Origin of the sequence: Cohnella sp. LGH (genome assembly GCF_017671885.1) — a bacterium.
Classification (GTDB): Bacteria; Bacillota; Bacilli; order Paenibacillales; family Paenibacillaceae; genus Cohnella; species Cohnella phaseoli.
The window spans coordinates 7,509,807-7,526,961 of record NZ_CP072117.1 but is presented as its reverse complement, the minus strand read 5'-3'; the positions used below and the strand labels follow the sequence as shown (position 1 = coordinate 7,526,961).

The window sequence follows — 17,155 nt, the reverse complement described above, 5'->3', positions numbered from 1 at the left end:
CGTTCAAATTCCGATCCGTTCGAGAATCTGCGCGGCTGCGGCGCCGGGATGCGATAACGGAAATTGATGGGCATAGGGCAGACGTGTCACAGCCAGTTGCGAGAAGGCTGGCGGCACGTCTGTTTGCTGATCCTGCGTTCCCCATACAATCGATACTTTGCTTCGGTTCCAGCTGTTCGGAGCGAGCCGCCAGCTTTCGGAACGGGAAAGCAGGGACATGATCTCTGCCGTAGTTTTCCTTGTTCGAGGAGATTTCATTTCGCTGCGGACAAAAGAAATATAGCCTTCGGGAATTTCCTCGGCGGAACGAAAGCTTCGAGCTTGAAGCAGTTTCTCGACGAAGACTTGCTCGGACATCCTTCTCAGGAAAGCCTGGGTTACGCGGGGGCGGCGGTAACTTCGGCTGACCGGCTCCAGCACAGGCTGAAGCAGAACGGCATGGGCAATGCGCTCCGGGGCCAACTCCAGCATTCGCGAAGCGAGCAGTCCGCCGAAGGAGTGGCCGACAAGCGCGACGGGCTCGTCGAAACTGGCGATCAAATTCAGCACAGCCTGTTCAAAGCCCTGCATTTGCCCGGAGTGACGATGGTAAGGGGAGCGCCCGAATCCCGGCAGATCGACCAGATAAACGGGACGGCCGGATTCGGTCAGCCGCTCGGCTAGCGGAAGCAAGCTGTCGGACGCGCTGAACGTTCCGTGAAGAACAATGATCGGAGCGCCGCTCCCCTTGCTTTCGATCGTGGCCAATCCCGCACGCGCGTTCCTGCGAAATGACGGAGAGAGAGGCGCTGGCCCGTCGCTGTGATTCAGCCGGAAGTCCAGATCTGCAATGACCAATGGCAATGTGTCTGCCGACAGAGATAGCTGGAGATGATGCTTTGCTTCGATCGCTTGCTTGGTTGCCGTCGGAAACTCCGTATTGACGATAAAATCCATCGATTCCACAGGCAGACCGAGCAGTTTGTCCGCGCCGAGCTTCAGCAGACTTTTGACAAGCGGATAGGGCGCGCTCCCTTTGGGGGCGGCTACTCGCATTTCTCGGGCAATGATGCGGATAAGCTCCATCATGGAAGGACTGTCTTTCCTGTCATCCAGTAAAAAATAAGTGCCGTTCGCAGGCGATACCTCTTCGACCAGAGCCGCAATGAAAACTGCGACATGATCGACATGAACGAGAGGGAGCCAGTAGCGATCGCCGCCAGGGACGAGTCCCATGAGATTTCTGCTCACGGCGCGGATCAGCAGGCCGAAGCCGCCGGTCTGCGAGGTGATCCCGTTGCGGGAATCCCCGATGACGGCGCTAGGATTGACCACGGACAGAGGGATGCCTTGCTCTTGCATGGCTTGCCGCAGCAATAGATCCGCCTCGAATTTCATTTGCTCGTAAGGGGGAGCCTTATGATCGATAGGAACCGAACCTCCGACACCGCTCTCTCCGTAGGGGGATTTAAAGCCGACGACGTGGATGAACTGCTTGATGCCCTTGGCGGCATGCATCTGCCCGGCCAGACGCGACAATTCACGAGCGGCGCCGAGGAACACTTGCCGCGCTTCCCTCGCCTTCATCAGAATATCCATCGGCCCGCCCGCATGAACGATAACGTCGACGTCCTGCAATTTTCGCAGCTCATCGTCGCTTAGCCCTAGAGACGGAAGCGTGAGATCGCCCCTTACGGCGACGATGGAAGAGAAGTCCTCGCAGCCGATTTCCTTCAGCGCATGATACAATTTCTCCTCGGAACGGACCAGGACGTACAGCTTGTGACCCGCCTGCAGCAGCTCCGCAATGACGTATCTCCCGATAAAACCGCTGCCTCCGGTTATAAAAATGTTTTTCATAAACTATCTCTCCTTAATTATAGTACTATTCGGTACTAATCATGGGTAAAAAAATTACTTCAGCAAAAATGCCAAAGTATGAATGATGTTCTGCAAAATGTCGCCTTCCTGTCCGGTATGCTGCAAGAACAACGCGCCCTCGATCGTGGAGACGATCATCGCGGCCGTGCGGGCAGCGGGAAGATCGGGTTTTAATTCGCCCTTGTCTATTCCTTGCTGCAGCAAATTTTCCAATGCCCCGATCTGCTTGCGGAAAAAAACGCCGATCCGCTCTCTCACCCATGCATGTTCGTGCGAGGTTTGAACGTAGAGCGTCAGAAACGGGCAGCCGCCAAGACTGTCGGACTGATTTTCCGCCAGCAGCGCGGCGAACCGGCCGAGCCTCTCCATAACGGGAAGCTGCGTTTGAGCGATCACGTCGCCGATAAGCCGGTCGTAATGCTCGATAAGCTGCTCTAAAATGGCGGACAGAAGCTCCTCCTTGCTTTTGAAATGGTAATAGATGTTTGTCTTGGACACCTTGCTCGCGGCGACGATGTCGTCCATGCTGGTGACTTGGTAGCCTCTTTCCAAAAAGAGTGCCGCAGCGATTCGGAGGACGACATCCCGGTTGGACGTTCTTTTAGGTTTAATCATATTAGAACTATACAGTACTAATTATCGAATTGTCAAACGTCGCATATCGTTAACTAATGTCGGGATCGCGCTCGATTAATCTTGAGGCGTTGACGCCGGTCGATTGACCGTGCTTAAATGGGAGCAAGGCTGGGAGTTTGATGGAACCGTCCGGCCAATCTATCGAACTGGAGCCGCAACGTGAATGAATCGATGATAATTACTTTAGCCGTACTGATTATTGCTTCCATGCTTTTCATATCGGGCAAAGTGCGCTCCGACCTGGTAGCCGTCGGGGCGCTTATTGCATTGATGCTGTGCGATATTTTGACGCCTGCCGAAGCGCTGTCGGGCTTCTCCAATTCCGTCGTCATTATGATGGTCGGTTTGTTCGTCGTGGGCGGGGGTATTTTTCAGACCGGCCTGGCGAAAATGGTCAGCAGCAAAATGCTGCAGCTGGCCGGAACGAACGAAACCCGGCTGCTCGTCATGATCATGATCGTGACATCGGCGATCGGCGCGTTCGTCAGCAACACCGGCACGATCGCCGTGATGATGCCGATCGTCGTCAGCCTGGCGATGAGCGCGGGCACGAACCCCGGAAGATTGCTGATGCCGCTCGCCTTTGCCAGCAGCCTTGGGGGAATGCTTACCTTGATCGGGACGCCTCCCAATCTGGTCATCCAGGAGACGCTTCAAGCGGCGGGGTATACGGCCGTGTCGTTCTTCACCTTTACGCCGGTCGGTCTTGTCTGTATCGTCGTCGGCGTCCTGTCGCTGCTTTTCCTTCGCAGATTTCTGCCGAAGAACGAGCGGAATGCGGACGACGATCGTCAAGGGCGCTCTCTGCTGGATTTGGTTCAGCAGTATCAGCTGAGGCAGAACCTGTATCGCGTTCAGGTCGGAGCCGGCTCGCCGGTCTGCGGCAAGCGGCTGCATGAGCTCGACATTTCCGCCAAACACGGACTGAACATTATCGAGGTTCGTCGTAAAATTTCGGCGAAAAACCAGTTTTTCAAAACGATTAATCAAGAGATCGCCGGCTCGCATACGGTGATTGAGGAAGAAGATATTTTGTACATCCACGGTCCCTTCGAGAACGTTCAGGCGTTCGCGCTCGAGAGCGGCCTGGAGATGATGGATCGCCGCATCCCGGAGAACAAAAAGGCGGCCGGCTCCGAGCAGTACGCGACAGAGGACGTCGGCATCGCCGAAGTGATGCTTACGCCGACCTCGCGACTGATTAACCGGCTGATCAAGGAATCGGGCTTCCGCGAGAAGTATCACGTCAACATACTCGGCATTCAGCGGAAGGATCACTACCTTCTGCACAATCTCAAGGAAGAGAAAATGCGTTTCGGAGACGCTATGCTCGTACAGGGAACGTGGCGCGATATTGCCCGGCTCGCGACCGAACCGGACGTCGTGGTCGTCGGTCAGCCGAACGAAGAAGCGCGCAAGGTGACGATGGACAACAAAGCGCCGATCGCCGCGGGCATCATGGGACTGATGGTACTGTTGCTCATCTCGGAGCTGATACCGGCCGTCGCGGCGGTTATGATTGCAGCTGTGCTGATGGTCGCGTTCCGCTGCGTGCGCAGCATGGAGGATGCCTACAAGACAATCAACTGGGAGAGCGTCGTGCTGATCGGCGGCATGATTCCAATGTCGATTGCGATCGAGAAGACGGGAGCTGCCGCGCTGCTCTCGGACGGAATGGTCAATCTGCTGGGCGGGCAAGGGCCGCTGATTTTGCTGGCGGGCGTCTATTTCACGACGTCGATGCTGACGATGTTCATCAGCAACACCGCTTGTGCAATCCTGCTTGCGCCCATCGCGCTTGCGGCCGCCCTTCAGCTCGGCGTTAGCCCGTATCCGTTCCTGTTCGCCGTCTCTGTCGGAGCGAGCATGTGCTTCGCCTCGCCGTTCTCTACGCCGCCGAACGCGCTGGTCATGTCGGCCGGACGTTATCGCTTCTCGCATTATATCAAGGTCGGCCTGCCGCTCCAGATCATTATGGGCATTGTGATGGTTGCCGTGCTTCCGCTGTTTTTCCCATTCTGATCCATGCATATACGCATGACAATTGCAGTTATAACGACAGTGGTTGCAATCCTTGCTTGACAGCCGCAGCCGAAGGCGTTAGTATAATCAACAATTACACATTCGGATCATGCCTGTGAAGAGCATCCAACTCGGAGGCGTTTTCGTCAAGATCGGCCCGCGGCAGCGGACTGCATCCTAAGCTTACCGGCCCCGCCCGTTATCGCGGAACCAAGAGGATCGGAACGAGAGCGTTCCGGTCAAGTTGGGTGGCACCGCGAGCAGACGCTCCTCGTCCCAATTCGGACGAGGGGCGTTTTTGTCGTTTTCACCTAACTTAAGAAAGGTTGAGGAAACATGAAGAGGGGCTGGAATTTCAATCCGGGACCAGCGGCGCTGCCGCTGGAAGTGCTGGAGCAAGCGAAGGATGCGTTCGTCGAATATGGGGATCAAGGGCTGTCGTTGCTGGAAATGTCGCACCGAAGCCGAACGGTGGAACGGATGGTCGCAGAGACGGAGCGGCTGCTGCTGGATCTGATCGGACTGTCTTCGGGGTACCGGGTTTTGTTTATGGGAGGGGGAGCCAGCGCTCAGTTCGCGCTCGTGCCGATGAACTTTCTCGGGGAAGGGAAGGTCGGGCGCTACCTCGTCTCCGGCAGCTTCGCGGAGAAGGCGTACCGCGAGGCGCTGACGATCGGGCAAGCGGAAGCGCTGGCGAGCGGCAAGGCGGAAGGCTGGAGGAAACTCCCGGATGTGCGGCAGTTGAAGGTAGCGACCGATACCGCCTACGTTCACATGACCACGAACAATACGATCGAAGGCTCGCAGTTCCGCGATTTGCCCGATACCGGAGAGATTCCGCTGATCGGCGATATGACGAGCGACATTTTGAGCCGCAGGCTGGATTGGACGAAGTTCGCGCTAGTCTATGCGGCCGCGCAGAAAAACCTCGGGCCTGCGGGAGTGACGGCGGTTATCGTAAGGGAAGAGCTGATAAAGGCCGGCAACAAGCAAATTCCATCGATCTTTCAATACCGCACCTACGCCGACAACAGCTCGCTCTATAACACGCCTCCGGTTCACGCCATATACATGATGAAGTTGACGCTGGAATGGACCGCGCGCCAAGGGGGAATTCCGGAGCTGGAGAAGCGGAACGAACGGAAAATCGGCTTCCTCTACGAGGCGATCGACGCCGGGGACGGATTTTATCAGGGAATCGTGGAGAAGCCGTATCGCTCCATGATGAATGCGACGTGGCGGATGCGGGACGAAGGCCTGGAAAAGCAATTCGTGCTGGAATCGGAGCGGGAAGGCTTCATTGGTCTGGCGGGTCATCGCAGCGTCGGGGGGCTGCGAGCTTCCGCTTACAACGCGGTGCCTGAGGAGGCTTGCAAGGCGCTCGCCGAGTTCATGAACGATTTTATTAGGAAACACGGGTAAGGGGGACGACCGGATGTTGGATATGGCGTATATACGAGAAAATGGCGAGCTGCTGCAGCGAGCGGCCGACCGAAAAGGGATCGCGCTGTCGGTGGCGGAGCTGCTGGAACAGGATGAGCGAAGGAGAAAGCTGCTTCGCGAGGTCGAACGGCTGCGCCAGGATCGGAACCGGTTGTCGGGACTGATCGGCGGCCTCATGAAGCAAGGGGCGAAGGAAGAGGCGGAGCAAATCAAGCAGGGGGTTCAGACGACTAACGATGAATTGGGCGTCCTGGAAGTCGAGCTGACCGAAGTCGAGGCAAGCTGTCGAAGTCTGATGCTGCTCGTGCCCAATCCCGTCTCGGCGGACACGCCGGAGGGAAAGTCGGATGCGGACAATGTGGAGGTCAAGCGGGTCGGGGAGTTGCCTGAATTTGAATTCGCGCCCCTGAGCCATGTGGAGCTTGGCGAACGGCTTGGCATCATCGATCTGCAGCGCGGGGTGAAGATCGGAGGCGCGCGGCAGTATGTGCTTAAAGGCGCGGGCTGGCATCTGCATCGGGCGGTGCAGCAGCTGGCGATGGACGTACTGGAAAGCAACGGGTTTACGCCGTTGGAGGTACCGATGATGGTGCGCGGCGAGGCGCTGCTGAACACCGGATTTTTCCCGACGGGCGAAGACCAGGTGTTCGCCATTGCGGAGGAAGACAGATATTTGGTCGGCACATCGGAAGTAAGCCTCGTATCGTATCTCGCAGGCGAAATTGTCGAGCTGAACGACGGTCAACCCATCCGTCTGGCTGCGGCTACCTCGTGCTTCAGAAGAGAGATCGGCTCGTCGGGCCGCGACGTTCACGGTCTGTACCGCGTGCATCAATTCGCCAAAGTCGAGCAAGTCGTCGTCTGCGAGAACGATCCTGAGCTGTCTGAGCGGCTGCTTCAGGAAATTACGGGCAATGCCGAGCGCATTTTGCAGCTTTTGGAGCTTCCTTACCGGGTCGTCGCCGTCTGTGCTGGAGACATGTCGCAGAAGACGCATAAGCAGTACGACATCGAAACATGGATGCCAAGCCGACAAGCCTATGGAGAGACGCATTCGGCTTCGAATCTGCTCGACTTCCAGGCGCGTAGGGCCAACATCCGCTATAGGGACGAGGAGGGCAAGCTTCGCTACTGCCATACGCTGAACAATACGGCGATCGCGACGCCGCGAATATTGATTCCGCTGCTGGAAAACCATCAGAGAGCGGACGGCTCGGTCTATGTGCCTCAGGCATTGCGACCGTACTTGGGCGGCAAGACGGAGCTTCGAATGGACGGTTACTAACGACATTTTCCGCTCACGATTCATCCCCGGATTTTGTGCGGTGTTACATCGTTTTGCGGTACTTATGGCCATTATCCCCTCTACTCAGGATGGTGCGGAAGTACATCTGAGCGAGGGGGATAATGGCTGTAAGAGGCGGCAAGGGGTAATGGTTCAGGCGTAGTAAAATATTTCCAAAAAGAAGAATGAGCTGAAAGTTGACATTTTGATGAAACAAAACTATGTTTTTTGTAAGACTGGTGTTGTGGTTCTGACTAGGAGCCGCCTCGCGCTGGTCTTATCTTTATGTAGAGCTCCAATTTCAGGCCATCCGGTTGCCGGATGGCCTATTTGAGTTGGCATCAAATTCAGATAAAATCGTGCATAGGCAATGTGATAAAATAGATTACATCTATCTGTTAGTGGAGGGGCAGCTGTAGTGGATGAGAGGATAAAGCCTTCGGCGCTCAGGCCGGTAGCCGAGCTGAACTATTTGAACGCAATCAATGTCGCTCGTTACCGTGCGATTATGAGATATATTTATTTGCAATATCAGAGGTTGAAATATTGGCTTAAACCGGAGGAAGTTTTTGAGGGCGTTCAAGCTTGGGACGTCATAGACGGTTATACGTTGGAACAGTGTGTTTCAGATTTGGAACAGTTGAAGAATTGGGGCAATCTGGCCTCCCGTCACGATGGCGGGAGGGCGTTGTCGTTGGAAGAATATATGCGCAAGAAGAGCCAATATTTGCTTACTCCATATGCCATTGAAATTGAGCGGATGCTTGAGGCGTTGGAGAGGGTCAAAGGTTACGGCGGCTCGCTAGAGACGACTTACTTCGATACGATATCGGAGTGTATTCAGCATATTCGCGCGAATGCCGACGGGATGCAAGAGGGCGAGGCGCTGAACAACTGGGAGAAGCTCTATGTGGCGTTTAAGACGATGCACGAGAATGCGGCGGATTTCATTGCCAGTATGAACTCGATTCAGGCGGAAGAAATGATGGCAACGGACGGTTTTCTGGCGATGAAGGAAAATCTCGTCAACTATTTGCAGCATTTTGTGAAGAGCTTGCAGCGCAATGCGTATAAGATCGAAGGGCAGTTGCAGCAGATTTCCATTACGCTTGCCGAGCTTTATTTGTCGCACGTAACGGCGGACGAGCTGCGCAAGCCGAGGCTGGAGGAAGGCAAATCGGCAAACGAACTCATGAACGAATTCCGTCAAGGCTGGGGCAACTTGATGCGCTGGTTTGTTGGAGACGCGAGCAATGTCAGCGAGCTTACCCTGCTGGAGAAGGCGACCAAGGACACGATTGCCAAAGTGGTGCGTAGCGCGGTTCGTTTGCAGGAGCGCAGACGCGGCGGGGACAGCAGAAGATTGGATTTGGAGCTTGTAGCCGAGAGATTCGCGGCCATGGACAAGCTGGAGGATGCACATCGCTTCGCTGCTTATGTGTTTGGGCTGTTTCCCGCTCGTCATTTGCAAGGGGAGGATCGTCGCGAGACGGAACGGGCGGATGCTTCGACCTGGGAGGAACCGCCGAATATTCGGTTGATCCGTACCCGCAGCCGCAAGCGCGTCTTGAAGGGCGCTTCGGAGCCGATGCGCAGCCACGACGCGAAGCGGGAAGCGCATCGGGAGCAGGTGCAACAATTGCTTGCCGAGGAGCATGCTTTTACGGAGCGGATGCTTGGCTACGGCTCGATCCGGATCGACGAACTGCCCCGGGTGGACGGGAAGGAACGGATGCGGTTGCTGCAGTGGATTGGCCGCTGCTCGGCGGTTGCCTCGCGTTCGTTCGTGACGGCGGACGGATGCAGGGTATCGGTAAGCAAGCCGGAACCGGAAGATACAGCGATGCTTTGCTGTGAAGACGGCGATCTGACGATGCGGAATTATCGGATTGAGGTCACGAGAGGAGAGCACACGCATGGCTAAAGGCGGAACGACCTCCTACGCGATTCGCAGAATGCGGACAAGCAAACGAGCGGATGCAGAGCAGTGGAACGAGCGGCGCCGGGCATGCGCGCATGCTTTGCTGAACCGGACGTGGATTACGAAAGATTCCGACCCCGAAATGTTTTATTGGATTAAAGATCAATATACCGAATTAAGAGATTGGTTTTCCGAGTATACCGGTTTTGTGCTCATTCTGACCCGTACGATGGCCAAGCTGGACAAAGCGCCGCTTGTTGCCCAGCCCTGGATGGGAATCGCGGAATTCCGGGAAGTCAGGGATTATACGTTTTTTACGTATGCGTTATGGTTTCTCGAAGGAAAAACGGAGCTGGATCAATTCGTGCTGACCGATATCGTGGAACAGGTAGGAGAGCAGATGGCTGCGGCAGGGACAACTGTCGATTGGGAAAATTACCAGCACCGGCTCTCGATGGTCCGGGCGCTCAAGAAGCTGCGGCAGCTTGGCGTGCTTGTCGGGATTGACGGGGACGAGTCCGAGTGGGCGTCGCACAGCGGTCAGAAGAACAACGTACTGTACGAATGTTCCCCAAGCACCCGCTACGTGCTTCGGCATTTTCCGCGCTCGTTGGGACAATACCGGGAGGAGAATGACTTCAATGAACTGATCGTCTATCCGGAGACGGATGCCGCGGAGCTTCGCAAGCGCCGCCATCGCGTATTTCGGAGATTGCTGCTGGAGCCTGCCGTGTCGGATACGGATTGGCATCCGGACGATCTGTACTACGTGGTTACGCAGCGACGCACGATCATCGACAATATGCAGTTTATGTTCGGGATGGAAGGCAGCCGCTACCGGGAGGGGCTTTACTTCTTCTATCCGGAGTTAACCGGGGAATGCGATTTGTTTCCGACGGCAGCCGCTGTTTCGGATTTGACGCTGCTGTTCGCGGGGGAACTGCGGCGAAGATTGGGAGAGCGGGATTGGTTCGTGACAGAGCAAGGGACGATTGAACTGACCCGCACGGATGTAGAGGGTGTTCTATACGCGTTAAAAAGACATTTCGAAGATTATTGGAGCAAAGAGCATCGCACGATGGGCCTTGCCGAACTGGCGGCAGCGCTGACGGCGCATATGTCCGAATGGGGGCTTGGCAATTGGCGGCGGCAAGATGAAGGCGGTCAGGGGGAACGTTTTGTCGTGTCGGCGGCACTATCGCGCTGGAATGCGGATTATTCCTTCGATGGCGACGAGTTCGACAAGGGATGAAGAGGGGAGACTCGGAGATGCAGGAGCAGGAGACGAGAGTAAATGAGCAGGGACGATGGCAGATGTCTCGCGCAGGCATTTTGAACTTTTGGTTTTATGAGGATGAGGAATTCGTGCTTGAGGATGGCCGTCTCGTCTTGCGGGGAGCTAACGGGTCGGGCAAGTCGGTTACGATGCAGAGCTTCTTGCCGCTTGTGCTGGACGGAGACAAGCGTCCCCATCGGCTGGACCCGTTCGGCTCGAAGGATCGCCGAATCGAATTTTATTTGCTTGGGGAGAAGGACGAGCACACTGACAGAACCGGCTATCTTTGGCTGGAATTCCGGCATACAAAGAAAGAAATCTACAAGACGGTAGGCATTGGTCTCAGAGCCCGTAAAGGAGCGGCGCAGATTGGCTTCTGGGGGTTTGTGCTGGAGGACGGCAGGCGCATCAATCGGGATTTCTGGCTGTACGACCGGGTGCTGGAACAAGAAGGGGCAGGCAAGTTCCCGCTGGATCGCAAGTCGCTTGAGCTAAGTATCAAAGCGGGCGGCCAGGTGGTGCAAGAACAGGGCGCTTATCGCGATTTGGTTAATCGGGCTTTGTTTAATTTTTATGATCGGGACGCTTATACGGATTTGCTCCAGTTGCTTGTTCAGCTTCGCAGCCCGAAGCTGTCCAAGGACGTGAAGCCGACGGCGATCTACGAAGTGCTTGTTCAGGCGCTGCCGCCGTTGCATGAAGAGGAACTGCGTCCGTTGTCCGAGGTGATGGAAGACATGGACCAGCTTGCGGACCGTCTGGATGAATTGAAGCTTCATCAGGCGGAGTTGGTTAAGCTGAATCGAAGCTATGAGCAGTACAATCGCTATCACGTGTACCACAGTGGCGAACGATTGCTGCAAGCTAAAGCCGACAGCGACGATACGCAGCGACAATCCGGAGCATTATTGAAACAATTGCAGGCTGAACTGAGCGAAGAGGCTAGAGCGCAGGAGGAACTGCAAAGCGCGCGCGAGCAGATTGTGGCGATCGATTCGGAGCTGGAATTGCTGTCCCGCAGCGAAGCGATGGAGAAGCAGCGCGAGCTGGAGCAGGCTGAGCAGTCGCTGGAGGAGACGAAGCGTTACACCGAGCAGACGCAGAAGCGGCTGACTGCGGCGCTGGCAAGTCAGGCGGCGGCGCAGCATGCTCGCGAGAAGGCGCAAGCGGAAATGGCGGAACAACTGGCGAGTCAGACGAATGCGTTGGAGGAACTGGAAGGTCTGGCCGGCGACATCGAGTTCGGCCATCACGGCGTATACCATCGCTACTGGATGCCGGAGCCTCCGGAAGAGACCGTTTTTGCCGCCGCATGGCTCAAGGACTTGGAGGAGCATCGCACCGCGATAACGGAGGCGGCCAAGCTTGCCGAACAGGAGCAAGAGGCGGAGCGCCGGGTGGCCGAATACGACAGGGAGCTTGGTCGTATGAGGGCGCAGCGCGACGAAGCCGAGCGGACGATGAGATCGGCGGAAGCCGGGGCCGAGGATGCGCTGCATCGCTGGAAGGAAGGCGTGCTGGAGTGGAAGGAAGAACTGCAGGAGCTTAAGCTCGGAGAACGGGCGGTACAGCTATTATTCGAGGCCAGCGCAGATTTGACCTACGAGCATCAGGATATGGAAGCGGTGCTGCGGCCGGCCAAGGAAGAAGCCGACCGGCAGAAGCAGTCGCTGGTGGTAGACAAGCTGGGGCTGGAGCAGCAGGCGAAGCTGATTCGCGACGAGGCTCGGAAGCTGGAGGCGGAGAAGCGGGAATGGCAGAGCGCTCGCGAGCCGGAGCCGCCGCGCAGCGAAGCGCGCATTGCGACGCGGAGCGGCTACGGTGCGGGGCAAGGTGCGCCGTTGTTTGAGCTGTGTGAGTTTCGCGGCTCGCTGTCGCCGCAGGAGCAAGCCTCGATCGAGCAGACGCTGCTTGCCAGCGGTTTGCTTGATGCTTGGGTGCGGCCGGACGGGACGATCGCACAGGTGACGGAGCGGGACGAGGAAGTGTGGATTACGCCGGCGCCACTGGAGTGGGGCTATACGCTTGCTGATGTGCTAAAGCCGACGCCATCTCCGGAATCGGGAATAGCGGAGCGGATGGTAGAGGAGGTTTTGCGTTCATTCGCTTGGGGCGAGAGCTTCGACGGTTCCGCTGCGTTATCTGGCGGAGCCGCTCAAGGTGTAACTGTCGGCAGCAACTATTTCCAATTCGGAGCGGTGACGGGGAAGCTCGGAGCGCCGGAGCGCCGCGCGCAGTATATCGGCAAGGAGGCGCGCAGGCAGTTCAAACTGGCCGAAATCGAAAGATTAGCCCGCGAGATTGAGGAGGGCGAGCGACAGCTTGGCGAGTTGGCGACCGAAATCTCGGCTCTGGAAGTATCGATGGCGACTATCGATGCGGAGTTGGCGCTCTTTCCGCTGCATGAGGAGCTTCATGCAGCAGTGAAAGAAGCCTGGAAGCGTCAGTACGATGCGACGGCTCGCTTCCAATTGTATATGGAACAGGAAGCTCGCAAGGCGGATGAGCTTCGGGCGCAGCAGGAGCAATGGGCGCAGTTAAAGCGGGATTTGATCGCGGCTACGGCTCCATGGAACCGTATGAAAAATGCGCGGGCGCTTAGAGAAGCCCTTGAGGCCGTTTCGAGCTACCGGGAGACGGTTTCCGAACTGCTTGCCGACTGGCGTATTTATGCGCAAGCGGCGAAGCAGGAGGAGAAGCACGCTTCCGACGTTGCGGCTTACGCCGAGCAAGCCGAATACGAGGAAGAGCAGCGCGATGAGTTGCAGGACAAGCTGTACGGTTACCGTGTTAGAGTAGACCAGCTGCGGAAGCTGATGGAAGAGCTTGGCATCAGCGATCTACATGCGCGCGTCAGCGAGCTGCGCGCTCGTCGCGGCGAAACCGCGAAGGCGCAGCAACGCCTCGCCGATCTGCGGGCGGAGCTGGCGGAACGCCTCGGCGGGTTACGCGAGCGGCAGAGACAGCTTGCGGAGCAGGAAGGCGAGCGGCTGGAGCGGTTGGAGCGATCCGAGCGGGTGTTCCGCGAGGAACTCCGTTTGCAGCATATCCCCGAGTTGCTGCCGGATGGGGCGGAGAGCGAGCGGGCTTTCGTCGATGTTGCACGGGCGCTTGAAGGCGGGCGCGACGAGTTGCTGCGGGCTTGCAAGCAAGCGGTGGCAATGCTCGAACCGACCATGTCCCGCACAGGCAAGGAGCGATTAGGCAGCATCCTGCAAGATCAATACAATGCGACCAAGCATTTGCTGGTTGAATATGCGATCGAAGCGGAGATCAGCGAACAAGGCCGCGTCACGCTCATGTCGATGAGGGATCGAACAAGACCGATGAAGCCGGCGGCTTTGCTGGCCGAAATGAATCTCATCTTGGCGGAACAGCAGGACTTGCTGAGCGAGAAGGATCGCGAGCTGTTCGAGGAAATTATTTTGCGCAGCGTCGGCAAAGCCATTCGCCAGCGCATTCAACGCGCAGAGCTGTGGATGAAGACGATGAACAAGCTGATGTCCGAACGCAATACGTCCAGCGGGCTGAAGCTGCAACTGCAATGGCTGCCCAAAGCCGCGCAGACGGAGCAAGAGTTGAATAGCGACGAGCTTGTCACGCTGCTGCGACGCGACGCCCATTTGCTGCATGACGAGGAAGTCGAGCGGCTGATCGCCCATTTCCGTTCCCGGATTCAGTGGGCGAAACAGGGGGCGGCTGAGGAACGGGAGACGCTGCGCAAACATCTGTACGAGATGCTGGATTACCGGACGTGGTTCCAGTTTTCCTTGCGCTACAAGAAAGGGGAAGAGGCGCAATATCGGGAGTTGACTGACGCGCGCTTCAACGTGCTGAGCGGCGGAGAGAAGGCCATGTCGATGTACATTCCGCTGTTTGCTGCAACCTATTCTCGTTACGCGGACGCCGGAGCCGAGTCTCCTAAAATCATTTCGCTGGATGAAGCTTTTGCCGGGGTGGATGACGAAAATATTCGCGATTTGTTCGGCTTGCTCACACAGATGGATTTCGATTATATGATGACTTCGCAGGTGCTGTGGGGGTGCTATGATACTGTACCTCGCCTGTCGATCTGTGAAATTTACCGCCCTAAAGATGCGAATTTCGTGACGTTGTTCCGCTATCGCTGGAATGGGAAAACGAGAGAGTATATTGCGGAAGCGAGAGAGTCGGGGCAGAATGAGCGAGACACAATCGAAGTCTGAGAAGGCTGTTCGGGCGTATTTCGGGCAGTCCGGGTTTGGCCGATTTCTTGATGAACTACGCGGAAAATTCGAAGCGTCGGGGGCCGGTCCGCGCGGTTACGTGGAGCTGTATCGTCCGACAGAGGACGAGTTCGAGGCGCTGGACGGCTTCTACGAGATATACACGCCGGATCGAAGCAGGCCTGTCTATCGCTACTCTATACGCCGATTCGAGCAATTAATGCGAGCAAACCGATTTCAAATGTCGATTTCGGAACTGCTTCGGATTCTGTACGGGCCGGAGGTGCGGACGCGAGGACAGCGGAGAGCGGCGTCCGCGGAGTCATGGGAGGCGATGATCCGCGAAGTGAGGGAGACGCTGCGTGCATTCGGCGTTCCGGTTCTGTGCGAGGAAGCGAGAGAAACGGGAGAAGCGGGCGAGATGGAACGTGAACTCCTGTATTACAGAGGGCGAATTGAGGAATGGGTTGGAGGCATGCGGGAAGAGACCTCTCCCGGCGTGGGGATATTGCGCAAGCTGTTCGCGTCCGGACCGGAGGAGGCGAGGGAGGGGCTGACGACTGCCGTTCGGGCGCTGCTCGTACTAAACGAGGCGCAAGCCCGATCCGGGCTCCAGTCGGAACATGAGTCGATCCGTCTGCCCGTTCTCTCTGCGCAAGCGACGGGCGACGCCCATGCGCTGGACTGGAAGCATCCGCCGGGGCGATTATTTTGGTGGGGCCTGGTCGCCTGCTTCCATTCGCGCGAGGCGGAATCGTTTGTATCCTCGGACATACACATGGAAGCCGAAGAGGATTCGCTTGGTAAAGAGCACGGCGAACCTAGCCTCTCGCAAGCTCAACTGATCCGCGAAGGTTATCGCCGGGGAGGCGTGGCGGACGACGACCTGTCTTCTCAAGTGATGTTTTTCGCGCCGGGATGGGACTTGCACTGGGAAGAAAGGGTGCTAACGCTGCGGCAGGTGGAAAGGCTGGCAGGTGCGACCGTGGGGACGCTACGCTGCTCTGCGGTATACGCTGTGGAGAATCCGTCTGTGTTCGCTATATTGACGGATTCGGCAGTGAAGCGGTACATGCAAAACAGGACAAGAATTCAAACTCAGGCCCAAGCAAAGGAGCCCATGCCGCTTCTCGTTTGCGTAAACGGGCAACCGAGCGTAGCCGTTGTGAAGCTGCTCAAACTGGTTCTTGGAAACCTTGCGCAGGATGGCCCGCAGTTATGGTATTCGGGGGATCTGGACGTTAAGGGACTGGAGATTGCCCGTGGCTTACAGCAATGTTTCCCGCAGCGCTATCGCTCTTGGAGGATGGATTCTGGACACTACATCCGTTATTCCCATCTCGGGATTCCGCTTACGGATGCGGAACGTCTTCGCCTTGAAACTGCCGATATGCCATGGGAGTCGAAGCTGGGGAACATTATCGCAACCAAGGGATTTAAGCTGCATCAGGAGCTGTGGGTCAACGAATTGGAGCGCGAGTGGCTCGGCGCATTTTCTCAGAAGAAATGAGCCGGGATTGCAGCCCGCTCAGCTTGTTCTCGCTCATTTCAGCGCCGTCGTCCCTGCCCGTACGATGTGAACTTTGGCTCCATCTGCCGCTGCCGGCGATCGTAAGGACGATTGCGTTCGCGGACATGCTCAAGTCGCATTGGGCGTACGTTGTCGCAGGGGTCGTTCCGGGTACTTTGCTTGTCATGGCGGTTTCCGGTCTCGTGACGAAGGGATTGAGCCGAAAGGGGAAAGACGTCCATGACTCTGCCGACTTGGCTGGATAATCCGGCGTTCGGTATTGGCCTGACCTTACTGGTTTATTGTGCGGCGGTATGGGCCAGGAGCAAAAGGCGCGGAGTCAATCCGTTAGTCGTCGCATCGCTGTTTTTGATCGCTTTTCTATCGTTGACCGGAATTTCGTACGAATCCTATCGTGCCGGAGGAGATTGGATCGCTTACGGGCTTGGTCCCGCAACGGTCGCGTTAGCGGTTCCGCTCTATAAACATGCGGCTGCCATCCGTCGTATGTTGGGGCCCGTTCTTCTCGGGATCATCGCTGGCTCGATCCTTTCCCTAACGGTGGTAATGCTGCTGCTGTATATTCCCGGAAGCCCCAGGGAACTCCTTTTGTCCATGCTGACGAAGTCGGTTTCCTCGCCGATCGCCCTCGAAATTACGAAGCGAACGGGGGGTATCCCGGAGCTAAGCGCCGTGTTCTCGGTTTTATCCGGGCTGTTCGGCAGCATCGCCGGTCCGCTGTTTATGCGATTGTGCGGCATACGCGGCGACATTCTCCTCTGCGTCGGGATCGGCACGAGCTCTCACGGAATCGGAACGGCCAGAGTGCTATTGGATTCGGAATGGGCGGGCGGCGTCAGCGGGTTTTCCATGGCAGCGGCGGGTATCGCCACTTCGATCTTGATGATTCCGATATACGGTTGGCTGTAAAGGTTTGAACGCCTCGATTTGACGTTTTTATGACGTCTTGTCGAGGCGTTCTTTTTTTTCTCCGTTA

The 17,155-nt window shown here is 56.8% G+C and carries 11 protein-coding genes; 9 read left to right on the top strand and 2 right to left on the bottom strand.

Going from position 1 to position 17,155, the window contains the following annotated elements:
* Positions 1 to 3: 3 nt before the first annotated feature.
* Positions 4 to 1,839, bottom strand: a complete 1,836-nt coding sequence (locus tag J4772_RS31020) for an alpha/beta fold hydrolase (RefSeq protein WP_209072861.1) — start codon at positions 1,837 to 1,839, stop codon at positions 4 to 6.
* A 54-nt stretch (positions 1,840 to 1,893) separates the two neighbouring features.
* A complete protein-coding gene (locus J4772_RS31015; protein ID WP_181917859.1) occupies positions 1,894 to 2,475 on the bottom strand; it encodes a TetR/AcrR family transcriptional regulator in 582 nt (193 codons plus the stop codon).
* Between the two features lie 180 nt (positions 2,476 to 2,655).
* Between J4772_RS31015 and J4772_RS31010 the strand changes: the two genes are divergently transcribed.
* The 9 genes from J4772_RS31010 (at position 2,656) to J4772_RS30970 (ending at position 17,088) form a co-directional block, all read left to right on the top strand.
* On the top strand, positions 2,656 to 4,518 hold the full coding sequence (locus J4772_RS31010; protein WP_209072860.1) for an SLC13 family permease: 1,863 nt from the start codon (positions 2,656 to 2,658) through the stop codon (positions 4,516 to 4,518).
* A 336-nt stretch (positions 4,519 to 4,854) separates the two neighbouring features.
* The gene (gene serC, locus J4772_RS31005) at positions 4,855 to 5,940 is read left to right on the top strand and encodes a 3-phosphoserine/phosphohydroxythreonine transaminase (RefSeq protein WP_209072859.1); all 1,086 of its coding nucleotides are present in this window, start codon (positions 4,855 to 4,857) and stop codon (positions 5,938 to 5,940) included.
* Between the two features lie 13 nt (positions 5,941 to 5,953).
* On the top strand, positions 5,954 to 7,246 hold the full coding sequence (serS, locus tag J4772_RS31000) for a serine--tRNA ligase (protein WP_209072858.1): 1,293 nt from the start codon (positions 5,954 to 5,956) through the stop codon (positions 7,244 to 7,246).
* Between the two features lie 418 nt (positions 7,247 to 7,664).
* Complete coding sequence (locus tag J4772_RS30995) at positions 7,665 to 9,170, top strand: TIGR02677 family protein (RefSeq protein WP_209072857.1); 1,506 nt, start codon at positions 7,665 to 7,667, stop codon at positions 9,168 to 9,170.
* A complete protein-coding gene (locus J4772_RS30990; protein WP_209072856.1) occupies positions 9,163 to 10,419 on the top strand; it encodes a TIGR02678 family protein in 1,257 nt (418 codons plus the stop codon). The genes J4772_RS30995 and J4772_RS30990 overlap by 8 nt, the downstream gene beginning before the upstream one ends.
* 17 nt (positions 10,420 to 10,436) lie before the next feature.
* Entirely contained in the window at positions 10,437 to 14,648 is a 4,212-nt protein-coding gene (locus J4772_RS30985; RefSeq protein WP_209072855.1) for a TIGR02680 family protein, read from the top strand.
* A complete protein-coding gene (locus tag J4772_RS30980; RefSeq protein ID WP_209072853.1) occupies positions 14,623 to 16,158 on the top strand; it encodes a TIGR02679 domain-containing protein in 1,536 nt (511 codons plus the stop codon). The genes J4772_RS30985 and J4772_RS30980 overlap by 26 nt, the downstream gene beginning before the upstream one ends.
* Positions 16,128 to 16,424 carry a CidA/LrgA family protein gene (locus tag J4772_RS30975; protein WP_209072852.1) on the top strand — a complete coding sequence of 99 codons (297 nt, stop codon included), beginning with the start codon at positions 16,128 to 16,130 and terminating at the stop codon, positions 16,422 to 16,424. Before J4772_RS30980 ends, J4772_RS30975 begins: the two co-directional genes overlap by 31 nt.
* Complete coding sequence (locus tag J4772_RS30970; protein WP_209072850.1) at positions 16,399 to 17,088, top strand: LrgB family protein; 690 nt, start codon at positions 16,399 to 16,401, stop codon at positions 17,086 to 17,088. The genes J4772_RS30975 and J4772_RS30970 overlap by 26 nt, the downstream gene beginning before the upstream one ends.
* The last annotated feature ends 67 nt before the right edge of the window (positions 17,089 to 17,155 follow it).